This window comes from Nostoc sp., assembly GCF_036917435.1.
Classification (GTDB): domain Bacteria; phylum Cyanobacteriota; class Cyanobacteriia; order Cyanobacteriales; family Nostocaceae; genus Nostoc.
Window position 1 is genome coordinate 102,186 of sequence record NZ_JBALDM010000047.1, and the last position, 23,819, is coordinate 126,004.

A 23,819-nucleotide genomic window follows, 5' to 3' on the forward strand; every position below is an offset into this window, starting at 1 on the left:
TTTTTTTTCAGAGTCGTCAGTTGAGATATTCACTCAAAAAATCCAGCTTAAAACTCTTGAAACTTAGCTCATAGAAGCATGACTAGACCCATAAATCATTCGAGTGCTAGCATCTACCTTTCCTTGAATTGGGTTCCAGTAGTGCGCTACTTCTTCAGGAAGACCAAGTTCTTGTGCAGCCCGCATCAGTATTGATTGTTGGCGATTCTTGACTTGCTGATGTTCGCGCACCATTAACGCACGAGATTTATCTGCGATAGACATAACTATAGTCCTCTCTATTTTGTGAATATATAATTTTTTCTCACAAGACTAATATAGCAAAAATTCTGTATCTTACGCTACTTTTTACATAAATTTATGTTTGCTTATGCTGAAAAGATGAGGTACTTTTTCCCTAAATCTTTGATGGCTAAAATCATTTGACCGAAGAGGTCGGTGAGCAGGAACAGAGATTCTAGAATTGCCCTGCCTATTCGATGGCTTCACATTTATCTCACCTGGGAACCTTTACCTTTCCGACAGGAGAGGATTTTTTCGTTACAATAATTTACATAGAAGTAATCAAAACTTAAGCTATTTATTATGCCTGAGAGTTTAACTAAGCTGACTTATCAGACCTTTCACCAGGGTAAAAATTACTTTGGTCTGGCTCACAAAATATTAAGTTCACAGTTGAGGAACCTGGTGTATCCGACACTTGAACAAAAGATCAAACCTATCCCAAATGAGATTTTAGTGAAGCTTCAACAGAGATTGAACCAGCTTCTTGAAACAGACTGGCAAGATGCTCAAAAAGGTGTCTACCCGGAAAGTTTATTGTTTGATAACCCTTGGCAAGACTTTTTTTCCTACTATCCTCTAGTGTGGCTAGATTATGCTCAAATGTGGGAGCGGGTTAGACAACAGAATTACCAAGATTTTTCGCCCGAAATTGACACAGATGCTTATCCCAGCTACTACTTGCAGAACTTCCATTACCAAAGCAATGGCTATTTGAGTGACTTGTCAGCCAATTTATATGACTTACAAGTAGAAATTCTTTTTGGCGGGGCAGCTGATGCGATGCGGCGGCGAATTCTCGCTCCTCTCAAGGAAGGGCTGAAAGCAATTGATTCGGTTGCACCAGGGCAAGCCCGTATTTTGGATGTAGCTTGTGGAACTGGGCGGACATTGAAGTTAATTCGGGCAGCCCTGCCTCAAGCATCTTTATTTGGTACAGATTTGTCACCAGCTTATTTGCGGAAAGCAAATGAATTACTATCCCAAATTCCGGGAGAACTACCGCAACTTTTGCAAGGGAATGCCGAAGAGTTACCTTATGTAGATGACTATTTTCATGCTGTAACTTCTGTTTTTCTCTTTCATGAGTTACCAGCATCTGTACGTCAGACAATTATTGAACAATGCTTTCGGGTAACAAAACCAGGTGGAGTTTTTATTATCTGTGACTCAATTCAGTTAAATGATTCACCTGAGTTGGAATATATGATAGACTCTTTCCCTGAAACTTTCCATGAACCCTATTACAAGCATTACACCACTGATGACTTGGTAGAACGTTTACAGAGAGTAGGTTTTGAGAATATTGAGATGCAAGTCCATTTTATGAGCAAGTATTTTATTGCTCATAAGCCAGCTTGAGATAATACCTCTTCATTGCCTTTTCTTTAAGGAAGTTTTACTTAAAAAAGCCAAATGCAAAATTTTGCATCTGGACTTGGATGTAAAATAATTAAAATGACTAAGATGATTTGAAAAACCAGATACGTCGTAGAGGCAATTCATGAATTGCCCCTACGATGCCGGTCTATTTACCATCAATGAAAAACCTGAAACGACGTGTTTACGTTAATTCACATCATAAGTATTTTGTAAAGTGCGTAAGTCCTATTAGATGTGTTTTAGATTAACTGATAGCCTAAATAACATCTATTTTTAGAGCCATTGAGGATTGAGATGCAGAGCTTCGCAGGAATATGAGCAACAGTTATGTAGCTTTTGAGGAGTAGTTAATGCTGTTGATCAAGGCACTTAATTTGATTTGCATTTTGATCGCCAGAATTCAAACCAACTTATGATATACAAAGCTTGCAGTTGAAATACTAAGCGATCGCTGAAGATTTTCGTGTGTCAACTGTATATATCTCTACCAGAAAAGCTGTGTAAATTATATTAGCACAACATCATGTTTTCTGGTACTTTGGTTACTTTGAAAAAAAAGGTATTACCCTACGGTAGCTAAACCACAATAGAGGTATTTCTGAATTTTTGTGTAACTTCCCTACGCCCACTACCGCGATGACGTGGCGCATCATCTGAAGCTTGTTCAGATGCTGCCGAGACCCACTGTTCTGAAGTAGACGTGGAAGGCAGCCCAGTTGATAAGTTATTGACCATTGCTTGGCAGTTAAAAGCTAAGGGGCCGAATACCAGACTCGATATTAAAAGTGAAATGGCAACACGCATAGCAGATGTCTATTTTGGAACTCTCCACTTCACTGATACTTAGTTTTTTGATTAATATCCGGACAATTCATCAAAAAGTATTCTGTTTTACTGAAAATAAACTCTTTTTATCCTCCATTTAAATGTTCGACTAATAACCAGTTGCCAGAGTGATTGTAATAACCCCACAATGTAACTAATTGTTCGTGGGGATAAGCGCGTAATTGCTCGTCGATTTGCGATCGCAAAGTCACAAGCTGCCAATTTTGCCCAAGATATGCAGCTGGTGCTGTGACAGCAAATCTGTATTCCTCCTGCTGTTCCAAGCGGGAAAAAATGCCTTTGAAACAGTTACTTTCCCGAATTGATGTCTGGTCAAAAACAGAGTCAGGGTACTCATTTTCCGATGGACAAGGGCAATAACCACTATCTGGATAGGCTTGTGGGTTATTTAAGTAATACAGTTGCCAGTGCAGCCAATCAGAACGATTGGGTGGAAGATTAAATAAAGGAATAATTGCTGTTTTTGAGCGATTATCCTCTAATAAAGCTGTTTGCAGGGATCTAACAGGTAAATCCCTGGGCTGACAGTCTAACTCAACACACATCGCCGCCGCCATACCTGCTGCTTGACCAATGCCCATAACCACAGGTTGTAATCTGGTAGCGCCATTGGCAATGTGGGAGACAGAAATGTTCTTTTCACAAACCAAGAAACCATCTGTAGTGGCTGGGATTAGGGAACTGTAGGGAATTGTAAAGGGAGTTCCAGTCCAGCGTCCGCCCCAACGGATAGATTTTGGTTGCAGTGAGAATTGAACACCAGGATAATGATGATCATTGGCGTAATTACCAACTGCAATTCCATCATTAAATATAGATGCAACTCTCCCTCCTGCGATCGGCAAAATATCCTGTTCGCGGACAGTAGTTAGCCCTACTAAGCGGCGGCTTTCTCGGTAATAGGGATGCAGTGCAAAAGCTGTAGAGACGTGAGGAAATACTTTTTCTGCTAAACCATAGCGGCGACTAAGCTGATTTTGGATAAAATGGGCAAAATTTTGACTGTGCCAGCGAGATTCTTGGATGAATTCATCTCTAGACACATCTGACTCTATCAGCCGCTCTACTCCGCGATCGTAGTCATTGCCACAGATTGGCCAATTAATCATAAATTTGCCACCAGGCAAACGTCCATAATTCAAAAAGCGCAAACCTCGCGCGTCCGGATCTCCCGGCGTGAGAGTTTGCAAGACTGTCTCTGATCCATAACCATCCCAAGCGCCTGTAAAGTGTGATGGATCATAGTTAGGGGCAACCGGAATTTCTGGAGACATTGCATCACCAAAGTCTTGCATAATCACTACATGAGTGGGCGCTTGCACCGGATATTTCTTGGTGAAAGAGTTAAAAGTCACTGGGGCGCTGGGTTCTTCCCATTCAGATTGCAATTCCCAGCCCCAACGGTAAGGTATATCAGCTAAAACTAATAAATCTCCTAATTCTGTGCCGTCGAGAATAATTTTAGCTGTGACAGCAAAATCAGCAAAGCGCACACCAGTAATAGAATCACCTTGACGGAACACTTCTATTGGCACTTGTCCAGAAATCCAGTGCAGATTTGGCAATTCCTGCACCCAATTGGCAAAAATCTCTGCCCCAATTTGAGGATCGTAACTAAAAAAGCTTACCCAACTGTTATTTAATCCTCCGGGCTGTCGTTGTCGCAATTCCTGCAAAAACGCACCCCATAATCCTGTTTGAAAGGCTTCTAGTTCGTTGCCATCGGGTACAGATACTCCAGCCGAAGTTAACATTCCCCCTAACCAAGAAAATTCACTCACCAGAATTGTTTCGGCTCCACGTCGCGCCGCTTGGATAGCAGCCGCAGTCCCTCCGGTTCCACCACCGACAACTAAGACATCAGCTGTGTATGTCTGATTAACCATTACTTAATTTAGAGAGGACTTAGGCAAAAAATAACCCAAACTTCGATTTTCCGGTAGGGGCAATTCATGAATTGCCCCTACCGCGTGTAGTTTTGCGTAGTACCACTTTTATATTGCAAAAAATAAAGAACGAACCGCCAAGAGCGCCAAGTACGCCAAGAAATAAGAAATTAAGAGATTTAGTGCAGTTTCACAAAGAAGTGCTGTAAGTCCTAAAAATAGTCAAAATCTGATGAATTATCCCGCCCATAAGAAGATGTTTGAAAAGTATTTTTGGTAACATCAAAGCATTAAGAACCTAACCCCCCTTCCCTACGTTCGCGCAGCGTCTCGAAGAGAGGGAATGGGGGTTTCAAAGCCTCTCTCCGCTTCGGGGAGAGGAATGGAAGCGGGGTTTATAGTATACTTTACGACTTTTCAAACATCCTCTAAGAATATGAAGAGGTTTCTGACCCTTCATTTCGGCTATTCCCATGCAGCCTGAAAAAAGTCGCGTTCGCAAAACATAGCATAACGATAGGTTGAATGCACAACAGAATTGCTAGTGGCATAATTGTCAACCAAACTTTCTAATTGTTGTGCTAATGGTTGAAATTCTGCGCTGCTGTAAGTGCGAATCCAGTCTGCATATTGATGATTACGAATACCATTACAAGCTAGCTGTTCTCCCAAAAAGGCGTACAAACGCATACACGGAGACATTGCGGCAGCAGTTAAACCCACATCTTGCCCCCAAGCAGTTGCTAATAAAAAGTCAGTGTAGCGACGGGTGGCGGCTCCCGGTTTCACGGAGTTCAAATTGACTTTCCACTGAGAAGCATAGCCACTATGCAACCGCAGCTCTTCTAAAACTCCACTAGCTAAGTTATGAAATGTGGTGAAACCTAACCAGTCTGGTGCTTTAGCTGCGGCTATACTGTAAGCACGGGCAAAAGCTTCTAAGAAAAAAGCATCTTGTCCTACGTAGTAAGCAAATTTTATCTGCTCAAGAGTACCATCCCCAATGCCTTGAACGAAAGGATGCTCTAGGCAAGCTTGAGCTAAGTCTTGATTTGCTGCCCATAATTCGTTAGATAAAGTCATTTGTCATTTGTTTTGTATCTTCAAAAAGGAAGTATTTAAAAAGGCAAGAACTGGAGCAGGAGTGAGCCAATGTTTCCAAACAAGTCAACTAAATTGGAATTACCTGTCTTTACATTTTCATTTACGGGTGTTTGCAGTTCTTTAATAAAAGCCTGCGCTGTTTGTGTTCCAGAGTTATTGCTTTGGGATGTAAACAATTTTTCAGCAGCTTGGGCATCTTTTAATGCACCTTGTCTATCTAGTATTTGGTAACGGGCGATACCACGAGCTAAATAAGCGCCTGCATATTCTGGTTTAATAGCGATCGCTTGATTAAAATAACCGATTGCTTGTTGTTGGTTGCCTTTTTGACCTTCTGCTACACCCAAAGCATAAAATTCTCCTGGGGAAGCAATTTGTAATGGTATCCCAACTGCACCTTGGAAGTTAGCACCATTTAGGTAAGCACCAGTCAGTTCTGCATTTACTAGATAACTATTTCTCAAATCAGCACCCGCCAAATTTGCCCCACTAAATTTAGCTTCGCTCAGGTTAACACCAAATAAACTAGCGCCACTCAAGTTTGCACCCCGCAAATCTGCACCACTCAAGTTTGCACGGCTGAGGTTAGCACCTGTGAGATTAGCCCCACTCAAATTGGCTCCAGATAAGTCAGCCATCACTAAACCTGCATTAATCAAATCACAGTTTTGACATTGTTTGGTTGCTAATAACTGTCTAATATGTTCAGAATTCGCTGCTTGTACGCTTGTTGTCAAACTAATTGTGGTTAAAAATGCGGCTGCACCTAGAATTTGGTTGTTCATATTCGCGTGATATTTATTGCTCAGTAGTCAATACTAACTGAGATGGATTTATACTTCAGCTTATGATATTAGCAATCTCAACAATTTGACCTCTGTAGTTACCTATATCATTTGTAAATTTGAGTATAGGGGTTATCTGTTAGGTTTAATACACCGTGTCTGCCAGACTATAGCTTTTGGTGCGTGTGATGCGATCGCATCACAGAAAATAATAAAACTATCAGTGTCAAGCAAAATGATGCACCTTCATGCTAGTCAAAACTTTGTGCAAAATATCGTTTCAAATAAAGCATCTGTAAGATCCATTTGCTTTTGTCTGTCCTGATTTTAAATAAATATGAGACTATAGAAGCATTAAGACAGTTAGAAAAACGTGAGTCAGCAAGATAAACTCTTAGAAAAAATTCTCTCTGGGACTTCTGATACAGACATCCCTTTCGCCCAACTGTGGCAACTCTTATATACACTAGGCTTTGATGAACGGATTCGTGGCGATCATCGCATTTTTGTCAAAGCCGATGTTGAGGAAATATTAAACCTGCAACATAAGAGAGGAAAAGCCAAAAGTTATCAAGTTAAACAAGTTCGTGCAGTAATTATAAAGTATAACTTAGGAAGTAAAAATAATGTTTCGCTATGAGATTATTCTCTACTGGAGTGAATTAGATCAAGCCTTTATTGCAGAAGTACCAGAATTATTAGGTTGTGCTGCTGACGGTAATACTTATCAAGAAGCCCTGCATAATGTAGAATTAGTTATGCAGGAATGGATAGAAACAGCTAAGGATTTAGGGCGTTCAATTCCTCAACCTAGACCGCGTTTGATGTATATTTAATTGATGCAAAAACCAAGTGAAACTGATTTTCTAGTATCATCATAAATAAATATTTTATTTACACCATCTGAATAGTTAGATCCTCGACTTCTTAAAGAAGTCGAGGATCTTGATGCGTTAGTTACTGGCAATTTTACAAATCACCATGATATGTGATTTATATTTGTCAGTACTATATTGAAGCAGTTGCAATCCAGAACGTTCTAATTCTTGCAAAAGTTGAGGAATTTCAAATTTATGATGTCGCCAAATAGTAATTTCTTCACCTTCAGGAATTTCAATACTTTTAGCTATCCCCATTCGATTGAAGTTTATAGTGTAATCATGATGTAGTTTGATATTAGCAATTATACTATCGGTTTTTAAATCATACTTTCTTACCAATTCACAGTCTTCAGATTTAATCCCAATTTTATTTTTAACCCATCCATATATTTCTTCTACATGATATTTGCATCCACCTCTCACGTTTCCATCCCATGTAGAGTTAGAGCCAATTTCATTAGTAAACACCAGGTAATCGTTTTTTCCCATACTATCTCGAAAGTTTTTAAATACCTTGTCTCTATTTTGATGGTTCCCAATGGTAACACCTAAATGGAAAAATATTTTTGCTCTATTATCAATTTCAATATCGGCTTTATTTTGAAATAAGGTTATGGGTACAGGATTATTTTCTATGTCAATTGTGGAACTAATAAACTCGATTAGAGGAAACCATTTTTTAAAATTATTTTGGGATACATGAAGCAATTCTTCACTTATATCTAGAGCTATATATTTATTTACTTTTTCCAACTTATGAAGTCTTTGAATAAATTTTTTAACTGGATATGAATTACCTGCACCAACATCTACAATATTGATTTTTGTCCCATTTGGAATAGTGTTATTAAAGTAATTGAAATTTTCATTTAAAAGGTCAATTTCAACATTCGATGTTCGATACCATCTAGGAATAACATATTTTTGATAAAAATCGTCCCAAATTTTTGCACCTCTACCTTTATAAGAATACTTTAAAGGTATTTCTCGTTTGACTTCTAATGCATGAATTATCCCTAAAACTTCTTCTTCAGAAAAAATAGAGTAGAACTCAGAACTTGGCTTTGCTGTGCGACTGATAGCAGTTGACATCTTATCTGAGGGAAATTCGGAATTATTATGAAAATTTTGTGACATTATTCTTGTTCTTTGTTTTTTGTCGAAATTTATAGGAATTATCCAAACACCATGTAGGGGCAATTCATGAATTGCCCCTATAGACGGATAGTTTTGCGTCAGTCCTAATTTAAATTGATTAGCTGCAATGCTTGCTAAATAAGTATTTTCTCATGTCGTTGTCCCAAAATTAGAACCAAAATTTAGATTTTTCACCACAAATAGCTCGCGTTTAAGTAGGTAGGCGTAATTAAATATAAGATCAAACCTCACCCTCAATCCCTCTCCTTACTAAGGCTACGGTGTACACACAAATAGTTGTTGACGGGGTTTTAAAATTTATCGCGCAGCCGGAGATACCTCAGCCTGATTTTGCTGTGCAAAATCTGTCCTTCTCCTTATTAAGGAGAGGGATTAAGGATAGGACAGGGTGAGGTTTTTCTTTTGTTGTGGGTAATTCGATGACTTACTTGTGTGTACACCGTAGCCTTACTAAGGAGAAGGAAGCCGGAAGCAGGGTTAGGTTTTATATTTAATTTGGCCCACTTACTTACCACTGAGCAATTGGTTTTTTACAATCAAAGTGCGAGATAATTTTTCAAAGATACAGGGGTGCATTTCAGTGGTTCAGCAACCAGAACTCCAGGAAACTTCGTCAATACAACCAATGCGGCGTGTACTTAAAAGTTTAAGCACTTACCGATGGACTTCGCTCGGAGCATTAGTCAGCTTGTTGATGTTGACGATCGCAAATGCCGTTACTCCACAACTATTTAGATGGGGAATCGATCAGGGGATTAGCCAAAACAACCTCCAAATTGTGCTACACAGCGCCGCCTGGATGGTACTCGCCGCGATCGCTCGTGGTTTGTTTAACTTTGGACAAAGCTATTTGGCAGAAGCAGCATCTCAGGGTGTAGCTTATGATCTGCGGAACAAGATTTTTAGCAAAATTCAAAATCTCAGTTTCAGCTATCATGACCAAGCGCAGACTTCCCAACTTTTAACTCGTGTCACCAGCGATATTGAGCAGATCCGTACCTTTGTAGGTACTAGCCTGATTCAGGTCATTGGTGGCATTGTCACATTGGTGACTATTGCGGTAGTTTTGCTGGTGATGAACTGGCAACTAGCACTGATTACCCTAACGGCAGTGCCGATATCAGCATGGCTGATGGCAAGATTTGTTACTCGCAATAACAACCTTTTTCGGCAAGTACAAGAGCAATTAAGCGACCTTAATGCTGTATTGCAAGAGAACTTGATCGGAATTCGGGTGGTGAAAGCGTTTGTTAGGGAATCAACCGAAAGATCGCGGTACACAACCCTAAATGATGGTCTAGTTAAGGCAAACATGAAGACCATTAATGCCATCCATAATACCTTCCCCTTTATCTTCTTGCTAAGTAACTTTGTAACACTGGCAGTTTTTGGTTATGGGGGAGCGCAGGTAATTGGGCGTAGATTCTCCATCGGCGAATTGGTGGCGTTTAACTCCTACCTAGCATTAATTCTCCAACCTATTTTGTTAATTGGATTTGCAGCACCTGCGATCGCTCAATCAGCTGCTTCTGCTGAACGAGTCTATGAAGTTGTGGATGCAGAAATTGAAATCCGCGATCGCCCCGGTGCTGTCCCCTTTGCCTCCTGCGTTGGTAGAATCACCTTTGAAAATGTTTCCTTTCGCTATCCAGGAGCCAGTACTGAAACTCTCAAAGAAGTTTCCTTTGAAACAAAGCCCAAAGAACTAATCGCCGTTTTAGGGATGACTGGTTCCGGGAAAAGCACAATTATGAACTTGCTTGCCCGCTTTTATGATGTCACCAAGGGAGCAGTTCGTATTGACGGACGAGACGTAAAAGATTTTACCCTCAAAAGCCTGCGATCGCGAATTGGGATTGTATTTCAAGAAACCACCCTTTTCTCTGGCACAATCCGCGAAAATATTGCCTACGCTAAACCCGATGCAACCCTAGAGGAAGTGATTGAGGTTGCAAAAACTGCACAAATGCACGATTTTATTATCGGTTTACCCGATGGCTACGAGACGATTGTGGGCGAACGCGGCGTGGGTTTATCTGGCGGACAAAAACAAAGAATTGCGATCGCTCGTACCTTACTAACCGATTACAGCATTTTGATTTTAGACGATAGTACCTCAGCCGTAGATGCCGCCACTGCTGCCCATATTCAAGCCGAACTAGATGGCTTAATGCGCCAAAAAGCGTGTACCACGTTTGTCGTAGCGCAACGCATTAGCACCGTCAAGAATGCCGATCGCATTTTTCTCATAGATAAAGGCCGATTGGTAGCCCAAGGCACTCACGAGGAATTGATGCAAACCAGCCCCCTCTACGGGGCAATTTTGGAATCTCAGGTAAAGGCGAAAGAAAAAAAGGATACCAAACTAACATAAATAGTATTGCTTAACGATTTTAGGACTAGCCCTTTCAAGATGATTCGTAAAATCTCTTATTTTTCTCAGCGCTCTCTGTGACTCTGCGGTTTAAAAATAATTTTCTTAACCACAGAGGCGCAGAGGACACAGAGTAAAGAGCTTAAAGTGGAATTTATTAGCCGAAATTTTTACCCACCTTGAAAAGGCTAGTCCTAGATTTTTATAAAAACCTTGTAATCCAAAATCCAAAATCTAAAATTGCTATGAGAAGCACAGTTCCCCTTGTTGCATCTGAGCAGTCAAGTAAGCAACTCTCCACCCTACGGCGCTTTTTGCAATATGTACTACTTTATCGCAAAGAAATTCCCATTGCCTTGACATTAGTATTTTTTGGTGCTTCAACCCAGGCAATTGGCCCGTTTTTCCTCGGTTGGTCGATCGATCACCTAATTGCCCAAGGGAATTTGCAAGGACTCCTAATGTTATTAGGGCTACTAGCGCTGAACTACGGACTTGGAGTTTTAGCAACCCGGGGTCAAATTATTCGAGTCGGCTGGATTATGCAGCGATTGCTAGCTCAATTGAGGCAAGATATTTTTCTTAAAATTCAAAGTCTGCCCCTCAGCTTTTTCGATCGCAGTGAAGCGGGCGATTTAATGAGCCGCCTACTGAATGATGTCAATACTGTAAATCAAGCATTTGGACTGACGATCGCGCAAATGCTCGGCAACATTTTCAGTTTGATTGGTATAGTTATTGCCATGCTCGCAATCAACCTGCGACTCGGCTTGTTGAGCAACCTGGTTGTGCCACTGATGATTGTTACCACAAGTGTATTTGCACGTTGGGCAAGAGCCAGATTTCGCGTTACCAGACAGACCATTGGGGAGCTTTCCGCCAAGTTGGAAGAAGATATTGTCAGTGTCCGAGAAGCACAGGCATTTAATCGCGTACAGATGAACATCGCAGAATTTGACGTTCTCAACGCCGCCAATCGTGATGCCAACGTCGAGGCAGTGGCAATTACTTCCGCCTTTTTGCCCTCCATCGATTTTCTCAACACACTTGCAACCGCAGGGGTGCTGGCTTATGGGGGTTATCTTGCCGTCACTGGGGCTGCAACAGTGGGTGTGGTGACATCCTTTTTACTTTACGTCCAGCAGTTCTTCCGCCCGATCCAGATTCTCAGCCAGTTTTACACCCAAGCTCAATCTGCCTTCGCTGGATTAGAGCGAATCTTTCTATTACTAGATGAACCGTCAGAACTCAAAGACGCACCCAATGCGACAGAAATGCCGCCCATTCAGGGGGAAGTGACTTTTGAGGATGTCCAGTTTGGCTATAACCCAGATCAATTGGTTCTTAAAGGGGTGAATTTGCACGCCTATCCAGGGCAGATGATTGCATTAGTTGGGCCGACTGGTTCGGGAAAAAGCACAATTATTAACTTGATTTTGCGCTTCTACGATGTATCTGGCGGTGCAGTGAAAATTGATGATGTTGACGTGCGTAGTGTTACTCAAGCCAGTCTGCGGCGACAAATTGGCATCGTTCTGCAAGACAATATTCTCTTTACTGGCACTGTTGCTGAAAACATTGCCTTTGGCGCTCCCTATAGTAGCCAAGCTGACATTGAAGAGGCTGCACAACTGGCAAATGTACATGAGTTCATTACCTCATTACCACAAGGTTATACAACCCAATTGGGTGAACGGGGAGCGCCCCTCAGCCAGGGACAGCGACAACTAATCAGTATTGCCCGTGCGGTGTTGGTTAACCCGCGAATTCTGATTCTTGATGAAGCCACCAGCAGCATTGACACGCGCACAGAAGCACTAGTACAAACTGCGATCGCACGTTTGCTGCAAGGTCGTACCAGTTTCGTAATTGCCCACCGTCTCAGTACAGTTACTCAGGCAGATCGGGTATTAGTAATTCAGCAGGGACAAATTGTAGAGCAAGGTACTCACGCCGAACTCATCGATCAGCAAGGTGTCTATGCCAACCTCTATAGTCTACAACTCGGTGCAGCAGACACAACGGTTCTTCAAAATGAAAAGTAAAATATATATACAGCAGATTGCAACTTGGTGAGGTACAGATCATCGTAGGGGCACAACATGTTGTGCCCCTACCCGTGTACTTCATTTACCCGCAATACGCTGTAAGTAAGTGGTTCAAATTAAATATCAAACCTCACCTTGCCTCCGGCTTCCCTCTCCTTAGTAAGGAGAGGGATTGAGGGTGAGGTTTGATATTATATTTAATTACGCCTACCTACTTAGCTCGAATTTACCAATTGCCAGAAAAGGAATGAAGCTACCTAACCTCGATTCAGAAACCATCAATCGCATCATTGAGATGGCATGGGAAGATAGAACATCTTTTGATGCTATTGAAGCTCAGTTTGGACTATTGGAGAAACAAGTAATTGCCTTAATGAGGCGCGAAATGAAAGAATCTAGTTTCAAGATGTGGCGAGAGCGAGTTACCAAACGTAATACAAAGCATTTATCTAAGCGAGAATTTATTGCAGGTCGGTTTAAATCCCACAATCAAAAAACGTAACTAATTGACAGTAAAATGACGAAAGTTACACTCTATATTGCAGCTAGTTTGGATGGTTATATTGCTCGCAGCGATGGCGGAATTGATTGGCTATCAATCCTTAATATAGAGGGCGAAGACTACGGTTATGGTGCTTTCTACGAATCCATTGATGCTATTGTTTTGGGCAGCAATACTTATGAAGTAGGACTTGGTTTTGATGAATGGCCTTATCCGGGGAAGAGATCATTTGTTTTCACCAAACGTCACCTCCAATCTGAGCGTCAAGACGTTGTATTTATTTCTGATACAGTAAAGAACGCCTTAGTAAATATAGAGGCTCAAGGTTTTGAAAATATCTGGTTAGTGGGTGGCGGAGCATTAATCAATTCGTTTCTTCAGCACAGCTTGATTGACGAATATATTATTTCAACGATTCCAACTATCTTAGGTAGCGGTATACAGCTTTTCCCACCGCCTACCCCTGAAGAAAAATTGCAGCTTATTAACTCAAAACAATATTCTAGTGGATTACTGCAATCACATTATAGGCGAACAGGGCAGCCTTAAAAATGCATATTTTACAAATATGGTTCAAGTGGTGAGAAGTCCGATGTTCAAAACTTCGGGGAATTTAAACACCACCTGAAAAGTCAATGCCATTATCAGGCATCGCGTCAAAACCTTTTTGAATTACAAATTAGGTTGGAACAGCCTCAAGAAGCTTCTTAACAGCTTCACTAAACTGTTCATAAGGAGAAACTCCCACGATAGTTTCTGCTAAATCACCATCTTTAAAAATTAAAACTGCTGGAATACTGCGAAGACCGAATCTTTTAAAAATAGGCTTATTTCTGTCAACATCTACCTTAACGACTTTAGCGCGGCCTTTGTATTCCTCGGCAAGTTGCTCCATTAACGGACTGACTAGCCGACAGGGGCCACACCAAGTAGCAGTAAAATCAACAACAACTACTTTCTCTTCACTTCCATTTAAAACAACATCAAATTCACTTTCTTCAACATAACTAACTATCTGAGTATCAGCAGACATTTTTTAATTCCTTAGTATCAAAATAAAATTGCAGCAAAAAGCTTACTATACAAACTATACCTCCTTCTGCCTGTCAGATTCATCAGCCACTTGTATGAAAAAATATTCCAAAACTGAGGCAAAAATCCTCTTAATCTCTCCTCTCTCTGTGTTGCACCAGTTGCTACAAGTCGGGGAACCCGCCCAACGCACTGGCAACTCTATTGTCTCTGTGGTTCGTTTTTTGAGATAATTTATTCCTTGGAAATCCCTTAAGATGCGTAGTTTACCGCCGTAGGCATCGCTACCAACCTACTTAATCCAAAAACCTCACATCCTCAAGACGTAGAAGCATCATCTCGATCAAACAGTTCTAACAACCCAATAGTGCCTACAAAAAAAGTATAAGCAGCATATTGTATTGGCATCTTTTTTCTTGAAGGTGCATAAAAAGCTGCTACAATACCCTCAATAAAATGGCAAGTCATAGCAAAACGCTCAATCCAAAAAATTGGATTGAGGCTAATTGGTACATTAATATTATTTATTGCCGCATAAATATTCCACGATTCTAATGCGATGGCGCTGGTTATAAGCACTGTAGATAGGATTTTTACAAACGTAAAAATGGTTGAGTTTTTAAACTTTAAATTCATGCAATTGATAACCGCCAGATTATGATTTTCGTTTTTTGAAAAACTTCTAAAAAGATGGGCATGGTGTATTAGTCCTGCCATACCCGTAAACACCATGACTCATCAGGGACTTCCAGCTAAAAAAACACTCCATAATAAGTTAACACAACTGTGCTAACTTACAAATGTAAAAATAATTTAGAATAATTTATTTTTTGCAATTCCTTAAAGATTAAATCATCAAATATTTAAAAACTGATAAAAGTGTGGAATAATACACTGGTGATAAATTTAATTGCCCTTTAGAGATTGATAAAAAATATAAATCTATGATTGTTCAACATTACAACTCAATTCATGTTGAAAACAACTTGGTTCAACAAATCCAAATTAAAGAAAATCAGTTAAAAATTGCACAAGAATCTAACATGCCTCATGTAGTAGAAGCACTACAGAGTCAATTATTAAAGTTACAGTCTCAATTGTCAGAGCCGCAAGATGTTGAAGTTCAAGCGTTGATGAGTTTGCTAGACGATTAGAATTGTAAATTTTTGTTGTAAAGTTTATTCAAAATACAAAAGCTCTGTTTATCGAAAGCAGAGCATAATGATTGTAATGGCTGAGAGTGCAATTCAATTTAGCTGCTATAGCTTAAAGCGATCTGAAATGTCATAACAGCATATAGCGGTTCCCATTCAGATGCAGTGGAACATTATATCGCAAGGTGTGAGGGCACGGCAGTGCCGTGCCCCTACGGGTGTATCTCACTCAACCGAGAACCGCTATAATGCTTCTTACTTAGATAAGATACAGAACTCAGATTTGATTTTTGAACAAACTCAGTACAACTTTCCTGTCGCCTGCATATTGCACTTGTACTTCGCATCCTTACAGAAATTAATTCATAAATCAAAGCCGACTACTCTATTCAGGTTTTTGCTGAGTAGGTGGTCTTTTAATCTGCTGTACTGAATCAATCTTAAGAACAGGTTTAAGTGATGGTAGTTGCCTTTGCCTAAGAATTTGAATTTCTCTCTCAATCGAGTCTTTTCCTTGCCTAAAAAAGTCTTGAGAATTATATGGAACTAAGTCACGGGATAAACTTTGAGCTTGTGCTGGAGTCAAGCTAGGAACGGATTGTTGAGCATTGGCTAAAGTTTGTACAGCCAGTAAAAAAGCTGTTGAAAGCACTAATGTTTTAATTTTGATACATCCAGTTAATATCAGGTTTAACATGATTGATATATCCTTTGTGTAAATGCTGTTTCAAACCATCTTCTGTTAGTCTTACTATAAGTAAAATACACTTATTGCTTTGCTAATTACCTCACACAAAGGGGTGAATTAATTAGTTAAATTAACTTGTAAATATCTAAAACTGGCTGATTTAATCGCAGGTGCTAAAAGGATGTTTGAAAAATCGTAAATTATACTATAAATTACACTTCCATTCCTCTCCCCCACAGGAAGCTAGGGTGTAGACAGAAGTCTTTGGTGAGGCGATTTGCGGTAGCCCCTAAGAAACCTCACCCTGGTTTTACGTAGTAAAACCTGTCCCTCTCCTTACTAAGGAGAGGGATTAAAGATATGACAGGGTGAGATTCCTGATGCTTTGATGTTACCAAAAATACTTTTCAAACATCCTCTAAGGGACTTCCAAATAAAAAAATACTCAACTACTTATTGTGGGGTGGGCATCTTGCCCGCCCTATTGAACTGGGCGGGCAAGATGCCCACCCCACAAGATTAGATAATTTATTTGTTGGAAGTCCCTAAACAGAAAACAGCCTTGCTAAGTTAGGTTAGCTAAGACAATAAATATATTTGCAGAATGGAGGTTTAATACTAATCTGATAGACTATCTTAAATTTGAAATTATAAAAGCTGGTAGCCCAGGGCTGATAACTAAACTATGAGTGAAGCCTTATTCTGTATCGAAAATCTGCGAGTTGCCTATCCTCAACGGAGTGGAGAAGAGGCAAGCTGGGCGGTTGATGATGTATCTTTCACCTTGCAACCAGGTGAAAAAATGGGATTGGTGGGAGAGTCGGGTTGTGGCAAATCAACTATAGGAAGGGCAGTAATGCGTTTACTACCAGCCTCTAGTTGTCTTGAGGGACGGGTGACATTTCAAGGACAGTCGGTGTTTGACTTGATGCCCAACCAGTTGCGGAAATTCCGAGGAGAGGCGATCGCCTTAATTTTTCAAGATCCCATGACACGCCTCGATCCGTTGATGACGATTGGTAAGCATTGTATCGAAACCCTTCAGGCGCACTCACCAGAATTATCAACGCGGGAAGCCAAAAAAAAAGCACTTGCTACCTTAGCCAAGGTGAATATTCCGCCTAGTCGCTGGAATCAGTATCCCCACGAATTTAGCGGTGGAATGCGCCAACGAGTAGCGATCGCTTTAGCTTTACTCCTCAACCCGAAATTGATTGTTGCTGATGAACCCACCACCAGCTTAGATGTCACAGTTTCCGCGCAGATATTGAAAGAATTGACTCGCCTATGCGCTGAAGAAAACATGGGATTGTTGCTAATTTCTCACGATTTAGCAATGGTGGCTGAATATTGCGATCGCATTGGCGTGATGTACCACGGCAAAATGGTCGAAATGGGTTCTACAGAAACCGTCTTTAGGCAACCTCAACATGAATATACGCGATCGCTCTTAAAAGCAGCTTTACATATTCAAGCAGTAAAAGATGATGGAGAATTGATAATTGCCAATGACTCAGAAAAGCAATTACCGATTATTAATGATAAATCCCCAATTTTGAGTATTACTGAACTCAAACAATATTACACTATAGAACCTAACTTTATCGAACGACTGTTTAAGACACAAGCCCAGACTATTAAAGCAGTAGATGGTATTAACTTGGATCTCTATCCCGGAGAAATTCTCGGCTTAGTCGGCGAATCAGGTTGTGGTAAAAGTACACTATCACGAACAATTTTGCAACTAATTCGTCCCACCAGTGGCAAAGTTGAGTTTTTAGGACAAGATTTAACTACGCTGTCGCGTCAAGAAATTCGCTCCTCACGGCGACAAATCCAAATGGTTTTTCAAGATCCCCATGCTTGTCTCAATCCAGCGATGACGGTGGGACAAAGTATCGCCGATCCTTTATTTATCCACAATCTAGCCGATCCGGTTAAAGCAAAAGAACAAGTTTTTTGGATGCTAGAGAAAGTTGGATTAACACCGCCAGAAGTGTATTATGAGCGTTATCCATCAGATTTATCTGGTGGACAACAGCAAAGAGTTGCGATCGCTCGTGCTTTGATTACTCACCCCAAACTTTTGATCTGCGATGAACCAGTGAGTATGTTAGATGCTAGTGTGCAGTCGCAGGTGCTGGATTTGATGTTGCAATTAAAAGAAGAATTTGAGTTAACTTATCTATTCATCACCCACGATCTTTGGTTAGCTCGATTTTTGTGCGATCGTATTGCCGTGATGAATGCCGGTCAAATTGTTGAAATCGGTCTGACAAAAAAGATTTTTGCCAATCCTCAGCACCCTTATACCAAAACCTTATTAGCTGCTGCTCCCTTACTAGCACGTGCTTAAGCTGAAAATACTTTAATTTGCATCCTCAAAAAAAATCCCCACCCAGGCATTTAGCTTGGATGGGTAATATGAAGCGGGATAAAATAATCATCCCGAAAGGAGTAGGGAAATTATTTACTCTCTGTAAAATCAGCGTCAATCACATCGTCGCCGCTACCAGAACTAGAGGTGGAACCGCCATCTTGAGGTTCAGCGCCAGGTGCAGCACCCGCACCAGCTTGTTGATAGATGTTGCTACCAACGGCGAATAAAGCTTGTTGCAATTCTGGAGTGAGCTTTTTGATTTGCTCATCGTCTTCTTTAGCAACTGCTTCCCGCAGTTCTTTCACTAAACCTTCGACTTTGGTCTTGTCAGCATCGGGAACTTTATCGCCCAATTCTTGCAGCTGCTTTTCAGCTTGGTATGCCAAAGAATCGGCTTGGTTCTTGCGTTCAATCTTCTCACGCTTGTCTTTGTCAGATGAAGCGTTTTGTTCAGCTTCTCTTACCATCCGATCAACGTCATTTTTATCCAGAGTGGAAGCGCCGGTTATGCTGATAGACTGTTCTTTACCAGTACCTTTGTCCTTAGCGGTGACGTTAAGGATACCGTTAGCGTCAATATCGAACACCACTTCAATTTGAGGAACGCCACGTGGTGCAGGAGGAATACCATCTAGACGGAAGGTTCCCAAACTCTTGTTGTCGTTAGAGAATTCGCGTTCACCTTGAAGGACGTGAATTTCTACGTTGGTTTGACCATCCACTGCGGTGGAGAAGACTTCCGATTTCTTGGTGGGAATTGTTGTGTTGCGGGGGATAATTTTGGTCATTACGCCGCCCAATGTTTCAACACCCAAAGAAAGGGGTGATACATCTAACAACAAGATGCCAGTAACTTCATTATTCAGTACACCTGCTTGAATCGCTGCACCAATTGCTACGACTTCATCAGGGTTAACACTTTGGTTAGGGTCTTTACCCAATACCTGCTTCACAATCTGGTGGACTGCGGGAATCCGGGTAGAACCACCAACTAACACCACTTCATCAATATCGCTTTTGCTTAACTTGGCATCCCGGAGAGCGTTTTCTACAGGGATACGGCAACGGTCGATTAAGTCAGAACAAAGTTCTTCAAATGTGGCGCGAGTCAGGGTTGTATCCAGGTGCTTGGGCCCATCCTGGGTAGCGGTGATAAATGGTAGGTTAATTTCTGCTTGGGTAACGCTAGAAAGCTCAATTTTGGCTTTTTCTGCGGCTTCAGTCAGACGTTGTAAAGCTTGTTTGTCTTTGCGTAGTTCAATGCCTTCGGCTTTCTTGAACTTTTCAGCTAAAAAGTCAACTATTTTTTTATCAAAGTCGTCACCACCAAGGTGTGTATCCCCAGATGTGGCTAGTACTTCAAAAACTCCATCTCCTACTTCCAGCACAGATACGTCGAAGGTACCACCACCAAGGTCAAATACGAGGATGGTTTCGTTACTCTTCTTGTCAAAGCCATAAGCTAGAGAAGCAGCAGTCGGCTCGTTGATAATCCGCAGGACTTCAATACCTGCGATTTTACCAGCGTCTTTTGTCGCTTGCCGTTGAGAGTCGTTAAAGTATGCGGGAACGGTGATTACAGCTTGGGTGACAGTTTCACCAAGGTATTTGCTGGCATCTTCAACTAGTTTGCGAAGAACCTTTGCAGAAATTTCTTCAGGAGCAAACGGTTTACCAGCTATCGGACAATCTAATTTGACATTGCCGTTGCTGCTGAGAACCTTGTAAGAAACTTCAGTTGCTTCGTTACTAACTTCGTCGTAGCGGCGACCGATAAAGCGTTTGACTGAGTAAAACGTATTTTCGGGGTTCATCACCGCTTGGCGTTTGGCGATTTGGCCAACCAAGTTGTCGCCATTTTTCGCAAATGCTACTACTGATGGCGTTGTCCGAAAACCTTCAGCATTAGCAATTACTGTGGGTTTACCACCTTCCATCACTGCTACGCAGGAGTTCGTTGTTCCTAAGTCAATTCCAACTACTTTTGCCATTTTAGGTGCTGGCTCCGTATAACTACAAATGAATGAATGAATGAGAATAAAAAGGACTAAATTTTGAACCAACAGGTCAATAAATCAGCCAATTCAGCATGAATACCTTTGATTTGGCTTTCCTGGGGTTAAAACTCCAGACTATGCTGATATATATACTGAAGCTTAGTGGTAGCCAGTCCATGAAGGGTGGTTTCCCGAACCTTGCTTAGGACGGTTAAACTAACTAAATAGTTTTTTTAGTTGGTTCATAGATTGATTTGCCTTCACTCTGTCTAATGTATGAGAATTAGTACTTTCAGTAATTAGGGTGAACCGTAACATCAGAGTGGTGTTTGCCGTCTTTAGAGGTAAAGTGTTGGGAATTGGGGATTGGGCATGGGGCATTGGGCATGGGGAATTGGGGATTGGGCATTGGGCATTGGGCATTGGGCATTGGGCATTGGGCATTGAGCATTGGGCATTGGGCATTGGATAAAATATGACTCAGCACTTAGTAGTTACTTAAGTCGAGAGAAAAGAGTTTCCCAATCAATTACAGGTGGTCTTTGTCCCTGGTTGACTATTTCAAAAATTTTCTTGGAAGTACTTGACTGAAAAAGGCATTCTACGCAAGCGTTTGCTACGTCAATTCGGCTGGTATCACCTGACAGTGTATCTCCTGTGGCTACGACTACACCGTATTTACCGCCGGTTTTTGCCTTTAGCAGTGTGTTGAGGTCGTATGAGGTATAAGGCCCGTCAATCAAACGTCCTGGGCGGATAATGGTGTAGGGCAATCCTGAACTAATTATGGATTCCTCACCTTTTTGTTTGGCATCTAAGACACCAAAAGCGTTAAGAATACTGAAAGGAAACTGATCTTTACGGAGAATTCCACAGGAAGAGACGAAAACGAATCGCTTCAAATTCTGGGGTGCTGCTGTAACTACGTTGCTGACACCTTGGGCATCTACTTTGGCCGGACTATTCTTTGCTTTTGCTTCGCTAGATTTGGGGTTAAGGAAAGTTATTCCCCATTCAAGCAAGTTCGGGGTTTCGTCAAACTCCCATCGCGCAGAGGGAAAGGCAGTGGTTCCAGTACAGCAGATTATGTGGGTGACATTTTGCGTTGCGGTTGGGAGTGTAGCTGGCTGACGGATGTCACCAACGGCAATTTCTACTCTCTGGTTAAACATTTCTTCGGCTTTTGCGGTATTGCGTGTCAGAACGCGAACTTTCAAACCCTTTTCCAGGAGTTTGCCTACCACCAGTTGCCCTACTCCACCAGTAGCACCAGCAACTAGTACCAAATCTTCAGATGAAGTTTCAAAAGAAGTCATAAATTGCCTTTGAGATAGTCTATTTTTAATCTACTCACCCCTATGGGTATCTTGCTATGAGTAGCCTCTCTAAGCTATGTGGCAGACTTTACGCAACGCTTACGCAAATCAAAAATCCCCAAGCTGCATCCCAAGAGTGGATGGAGTAAATCTAAAATCCAAAATCTAAAATTCAAAATCTAAAATTATTTGACTCTGTAGCTTTCAGGCTGACAACTGGGAATTTTAGAATCAGGGCAAACTCCCCAAAACTAAATCAGCACAGTAGCCAGCACTTGAGGTTTCGAGCAAGGAATGAAGATTAGTCAGAAATTAATTTCGGGTATTCTAGGAATGGCTGCTCTCTCAGTAATTGTTGGTGCAATTAGTGCACATCAACAATTGAAGATAGCTAAATATCTTGCTCAAAAAGAGGCTGAAGAGGTTGCTGGATTACTGGGATATTTCGTAAGTAATGAGTTTGAACACCACAAAATGCGATCGCGCGAGGAAATGCTAGCTCAGTTACAAGAGCATGTGCAATCGCTACACAAACAACGTCAGCGCGATTTGGAGATTGTAGACCGAAATAAAATTATTCTGGCAGATGTGGTTGTTGAAGATATCGGTACACGATTAGACCACGATCGCAATAATGAAGTTGGTAAAACTATTCAAGATGGTGTATCAAGAACATATATTGAGACTAGTCCTGAGTACCCAAAAGGAATTAAATTGATTGCTGTTCCTTTTAAGACAAACAAGGGTGAAACAATTGGTGCAGTCGTTCTAGAATATACACCGCTTTATAAAGCAGCGCTAGCAACAGCCGAAAAAAATATTGTTGTCACGTCGTTGATCAGTTTGGCTTTTGGCATCCTGGCATTATCAGCAGGCTATTTGATCTCTAGAAGTATCTCAAAACCGATTAAACAACTCCAGCAGGCTGTGCTAAATCTGTCCGAAGGGAAGCTTGATACCAGAGTTAGTATTCGCTCCCAGGATGAAATTGGGGAGTTAGCTACCTCATTTAACAAAATGGCAGACGATCTCCAACATTCCAGAGATGAGTTGGTCAATGCTAACGAACAATTACGAGACGAAATTAGCGATCGCCAGCAGGCAGAAGTAGAACTTCAGCAAGCTCTAAAAGACTTGCAAAAAACCCAAATCCAATTAATTCAATCTGAAAAGATGTCGAGTCTGGGTCAACTAGTGGCGGGAATTGCCCATGAAATCAACAATCCAGTTAACTTTATCTACGGCAACCTCGAATACACTCATGATTATACTCAACAGATGTTGGTGTTAATTAAGCTTTATCAAAAATACTACCCCTATCCAGAGCCAGAAATTCAAAATGCTAACGAACTGAACGATATTGAATATCTAATAGAAGATTTGCCTAAGATATTAACCTCAATGAAAATGGGGGCTAAACGTATCCGGGAAATTGTTCTCAGTCTACGAATCTTCTCTCGTTTGGATGAAGCTGAGTTCAAAACGGCTGATCTGCATGAAGGAATCGAAAGTACTCTGCTAATTTTGCAACACCGGATCAAGGCACAAAATAATCGCCCTCAAATTCAAGTAGTGAAAGAATATAGCGAAATGCCTAAAATTCAGTGTTTTGCAGGGCAAATGAATCAGGTATTTATGAATCTCTTGGCAAATGCAATTGATGCTTTAGAAGAGGCTTTCCAAAAAGAACTTTGTCCCAATCCCTTGATTCGCATTTCTTCTCAACAGGTAAATGAATTTGCCGTGATTCGGATTGTTGATAATGGATTAGGAATTCCAGAAGCAATCCAGTCGCGTTTATTTGACCCTTTTTTCACTACGAAAACAGTTGGTAAGGGGACTGGTATGGGCTTATCCATCAGTTACCAGATAATTACTGAAAAGCATGGTGGATCTTTGGAATGTATTTCATCACCGGGACAGGGTGCAGAGTTTGTCATTGCAATCCCGATTCGAGCCGGGAAATCAGTACAGTTATCATAACCGCGATCGCCACGATCAGG

General features: G+C 41.1%; 22 protein-coding genes. 10 read left to right on the forward strand and 12 right to left on the reverse strand.

What is annotated here, in order from left to right; genetic code table 11:
- Positions 1–63 precede the first annotated feature (63 nt).
- Positions 64–264 (reverse strand): hypothetical protein, encoded by a 201-nt coding sequence (locus V7K98_RS23470; RefSeq protein WP_335026205.1) that lies wholly within the window; start codon positions 262–264, stop codon positions 64–66.
- A 321-nt stretch (positions 265–585) separates the two neighbouring features.
- On the opposite strand from V7K98_RS23470, the gene V7K98_RS23475 reads away from it, so the two are divergent.
- Positions 586–1,644, forward strand: a complete 1,059-nt coding sequence (locus V7K98_RS23475; protein WP_335026207.1) for a class I SAM-dependent methyltransferase — start codon at positions 586–588, stop codon at positions 1,642–1,644.
- Between the two features lie 597 nt (positions 1,645–2,241).
- On the opposite strand, the gene patX is transcribed toward V7K98_RS23475, so the two are convergent.
- From patX to V7K98_RS23495, 4 genes are all read right to left on the reverse strand, one after another.
- The gene (gene patX / locus V7K98_RS23480) at positions 2,242–2,469 is read right to left on the reverse strand and encodes a heterocyst-inhibiting protein PatX (RefSeq protein WP_335026209.1); all 228 of its coding nucleotides are present in this window, start codon (positions 2,467–2,469) and stop codon (positions 2,242–2,244) included.
- Positions 2,470–2,576: 107 nt separating this feature from the next.
- Positions 2,577–4,397, reverse strand: coding sequence for an FAD-dependent oxidoreductase (locus V7K98_RS23485; RefSeq protein WP_335026211.1), 1,821 nt, complete (start codon positions 4,395–4,397; stop codon positions 2,577–2,579).
- Between the two features lie 465 nt (positions 4,398–4,862).
- Positions 4,863–5,480, reverse strand: a complete 618-nt coding sequence (locus tag V7K98_RS23490) for a TenA family protein (protein ID WP_335026213.1) — start codon at positions 5,478–5,480, stop codon at positions 4,863–4,865.
- A gap of 35 nt (positions 5,481–5,515) precedes the next feature.
- Positions 5,516–6,286 (reverse strand): pentapeptide repeat-containing protein, encoded by a 771-nt coding sequence (locus tag V7K98_RS23495; protein ID WP_335026216.1) that lies wholly within the window; start codon positions 6,284–6,286, stop codon positions 5,516–5,518.
- Between the two features lie 373 nt (positions 6,287–6,659).
- On the opposite strand from V7K98_RS23495, the gene V7K98_RS23500 reads away from it, so the two are divergent.
- Together V7K98_RS23500 and V7K98_RS23505 are read left to right on the forward strand one after the other, a co-directional pair.
- On the forward strand, positions 6,660–6,926 hold the full coding sequence (locus tag V7K98_RS23500) for a type II toxin-antitoxin system HicA family toxin (protein ID WP_322642522.1): 267 nt from the start codon (positions 6,660–6,662) through the stop codon (positions 6,924–6,926).
- Positions 6,913–7,122 (forward strand): type II toxin-antitoxin system HicB family antitoxin, encoded by a 210-nt coding sequence (locus V7K98_RS23505; protein WP_442940434.1) that lies wholly within the window; start codon positions 6,913–6,915, stop codon positions 7,120–7,122. Before V7K98_RS23500 ends, V7K98_RS23505 begins: the two co-directional genes overlap by 14 nt.
- Before the next feature lie 117 nt (positions 7,123–7,239).
- On the opposite strand, the gene V7K98_RS23510 is transcribed toward V7K98_RS23505, so the two are convergent.
- Complete coding sequence (locus V7K98_RS23510) at positions 7,240–8,304, reverse strand: L-histidine N(alpha)-methyltransferase (protein ID WP_442940435.1); 1,065 nt, start codon at positions 8,302–8,304, stop codon at positions 7,240–7,242.
- 601 nt (positions 8,305–8,905) lie between these two features.
- Here V7K98_RS23510 and V7K98_RS23515 point away from each other — a divergent pair.
- From V7K98_RS23515 to V7K98_RS23530, 4 genes are all read left to right on the forward strand, one after another.
- Positions 8,906–10,699 (forward strand): ABC transporter ATP-binding protein, encoded by a 1,794-nt coding sequence (locus tag V7K98_RS23515; protein WP_335026221.1) that lies wholly within the window; start codon positions 8,906–8,908, stop codon positions 10,697–10,699.
- A gap of 245 nt (positions 10,700–10,944) precedes the next feature.
- Positions 10,945–12,744, forward strand: coding sequence for an ABC transporter ATP-binding protein (locus V7K98_RS23520; protein WP_335026224.1), 1,800 nt, complete (start codon positions 10,945–10,947; stop codon positions 12,742–12,744).
- Positions 12,745–12,994: 250 nt separating this feature from the next.
- Entirely contained in the window at positions 12,995–13,249 is a 255-nt protein-coding gene (locus V7K98_RS23525; RefSeq protein WP_181929320.1) for a TIGR03643 family protein, read from the forward strand.
- Positions 13,250–13,264: 15 nt separating this feature from the next.
- Positions 13,265–13,798, forward strand: coding sequence for a dihydrofolate reductase family protein (locus tag V7K98_RS23530; protein ID WP_335026226.1), 534 nt, complete (start codon positions 13,265–13,267; stop codon positions 13,796–13,798).
- Between the two features lie 130 nt (positions 13,799–13,928).
- Here the strand turns inward: V7K98_RS23530 and trxA are convergent, their stop codons facing one another.
- Positions 13,929–14,282, reverse strand: coding sequence for a thioredoxin (trxA, locus tag V7K98_RS23535; protein ID WP_335026228.1), 354 nt, complete (start codon positions 14,280–14,282; stop codon positions 13,929–13,931).
- A 317-nt stretch (positions 14,283–14,599) separates the two neighbouring features.
- Complete coding sequence (locus tag V7K98_RS23540; protein WP_335026443.1) at positions 14,600–14,917, reverse strand: hypothetical protein; 318 nt, start codon at positions 14,915–14,917, stop codon at positions 14,600–14,602.
- Between the two features lie 308 nt (positions 14,918–15,225).
- On the opposite strand from V7K98_RS23540, the gene V7K98_RS23545 reads away from it, so the two are divergent.
- A complete protein-coding gene (locus tag V7K98_RS23545; RefSeq protein WP_335026230.1) occupies positions 15,226–15,435 on the forward strand; it encodes a hypothetical protein in 210 nt (69 codons plus the stop codon).
- A gap of 385 nt (positions 15,436–15,820) precedes the next feature.
- Here V7K98_RS23545 and V7K98_RS23550 read toward each other — a convergent pair whose 3' ends face one another.
- Positions 15,821–16,132: a hypothetical protein gene (locus tag V7K98_RS23550; protein WP_335026232.1), complete on the reverse strand. Its 312-nt coding sequence runs from the start codon at positions 16,130–16,132 to the stop codon at positions 15,821–15,823.
- Between the two features lie 676 nt (positions 16,133–16,808).
- Between V7K98_RS23550 and V7K98_RS23555 the strand changes: the two genes are divergently transcribed.
- Positions 16,809–18,479: an ABC transporter ATP-binding protein gene (locus tag V7K98_RS23555; RefSeq protein WP_335026234.1), complete on the forward strand. Its 1,671-nt coding sequence runs from the start codon at positions 16,809–16,811 to the stop codon at positions 18,477–18,479.
- Positions 18,480–18,589: 110 nt separating this feature from the next.
- On the opposite strand, the gene dnaK is transcribed toward V7K98_RS23555, so the two are convergent.
- From dnaK to V7K98_RS23570, 3 genes are all read right to left on the reverse strand, one after another.
- A complete protein-coding gene (gene dnaK / locus V7K98_RS23560; protein WP_335026236.1) occupies positions 18,590–20,494 on the reverse strand; it encodes a molecular chaperone DnaK in 1,905 nt (634 codons plus the stop codon).
- A 222-nt stretch (positions 20,495–20,716) separates the two neighbouring features.
- Positions 20,717–20,944: a hypothetical protein gene (locus tag V7K98_RS23565; RefSeq protein WP_335026238.1), complete on the reverse strand. Its 228-nt coding sequence runs from the start codon at positions 20,942–20,944 to the stop codon at positions 20,717–20,719.
- Positions 20,945–20,994: 50 nt separating this feature from the next.
- Positions 20,995–21,816, reverse strand: coding sequence for an SDR family oxidoreductase (locus tag V7K98_RS23570; protein ID WP_335026240.1), 822 nt, complete (start codon positions 21,814–21,816; stop codon positions 20,995–20,997).
- Positions 21,817–22,110: 294 nt separating this feature from the next.
- Between V7K98_RS23570 and V7K98_RS23575 the strand changes: the two genes are divergently transcribed.
- Positions 22,111–23,799 carry a sensor histidine kinase gene (locus V7K98_RS23575; protein ID WP_335026242.1) on the forward strand — a complete coding sequence of 563 codons (1,689 nt, stop codon included), beginning with the start codon at positions 22,111–22,113 and terminating at the stop codon, positions 23,797–23,799.
- Positions 23,800–23,819 lie beyond the last annotated feature (20 nt).

Excerpts from the sequence above, each read along its gene's own strand:
- V7K98_RS23470 (WP_335026205.1), bottom strand. The coding sequence starts at position 264 with ATGTCTATCGCAGATAAATCTCGTGCGTTAATGGTGCGCGAACATCAG.
- V7K98_RS23475 (WP_335026207.1), top strand. The coding sequence starts at position 586 with ATGCCTGAGAGTTTAACTAAGCTGACTTATCAGACCTTTCACCAGGGT.
- patX (WP_335026209.1), bottom strand. The coding sequence starts at position 2,469 with ATGCGTGTTGCCATTTCACTTTTAATATCGAGTCTGGTATTCGGCCCC.
- V7K98_RS23485 (WP_335026211.1), bottom strand. The coding sequence starts at position 4,397 with ATGGTTAATCAGACATACACAGCTGATGTCTTAGTTGTCGGTGGTGGA.
- V7K98_RS23490 (WP_335026213.1), bottom strand. The coding sequence starts at position 5,480 with ATGACTTTATCTAACGAATTATGGGCAGCAAATCAAGACTTAGCTCAA.
- V7K98_RS23495 (WP_335026216.1), bottom strand. The coding sequence starts at position 6,286 with ATGAACAACCAAATTCTAGGTGCAGCCGCATTTTTAACCACAATTAGT.
- V7K98_RS23505 (WP_442940434.1), top strand. The coding sequence starts at position 6,913 with ATGTTTCGCTATGAGATTATTCTCTACTGGAGTGAATTAGATCAAGCC.
- V7K98_RS23510 (WP_442940435.1), bottom strand. The coding sequence starts at position 8,304 with ATGTCACAAAATTTTCATAATAATTCCGAATTTCCCTCAGATAAGATG.
- V7K98_RS23520 (WP_335026224.1), top strand. The coding sequence starts at position 10,945 with ATGAGAAGCACAGTTCCCCTTGTTGCATCTGAGCAGTCAAGTAAGCAA.
- V7K98_RS23525 (WP_181929320.1), top strand. The coding sequence starts at position 12,995 with ATGAAGCTACCTAACCTCGATTCAGAAACCATCAATCGCATCATTGAG.
- V7K98_RS23530 (WP_335026226.1), top strand. The coding sequence starts at position 13,265 with ATGACGAAAGTTACACTCTATATTGCAGCTAGTTTGGATGGTTATATT.
- trxA (WP_335026228.1), bottom strand. The coding sequence starts at position 14,282 with ATGTCTGCTGATACTCAGATAGTTAGTTATGTTGAAGAAAGTGAATTT.
- V7K98_RS23540 (WP_335026443.1), bottom strand. The coding sequence starts at position 14,917 with ATGAATTTAAAGTTTAAAAACTCAACCATTTTTACGTTTGTAAAAATC.
- V7K98_RS23545 (WP_335026230.1), top strand. The coding sequence starts at position 15,226 with ATGATTGTTCAACATTACAACTCAATTCATGTTGAAAACAACTTGGTT.
- V7K98_RS23550 (WP_335026232.1), bottom strand. The coding sequence starts at position 16,132 with ATGTTAAACCTGATATTAACTGGATGTATCAAAATTAAAACATTAGTG.
- V7K98_RS23555 (WP_335026234.1), top strand. The coding sequence starts at position 16,809 with ATGAGTGAAGCCTTATTCTGTATCGAAAATCTGCGAGTTGCCTATCCT.
- dnaK (WP_335026236.1), bottom strand. The coding sequence starts at position 20,494 with ATGGCAAAAGTAGTTGGAATTGACTTAGGAACAACGAACTCCTGCGTA.
- V7K98_RS23565 (WP_335026238.1), bottom strand. The coding sequence starts at position 20,944 with ATGCCCAATGCCCAATGCCCAATGCCCAATGCCCAATGCCCAATCCCC.
- V7K98_RS23570 (WP_335026240.1), bottom strand. The coding sequence starts at position 21,816 with ATGACTTCTTTTGAAACTTCATCTGAAGATTTGGTACTAGTTGCTGGT.
- V7K98_RS23575 (WP_335026242.1), top strand. The coding sequence starts at position 22,111 with ATGAAGATTAGTCAGAAATTAATTTCGGGTATTCTAGGAATGGCTGCT.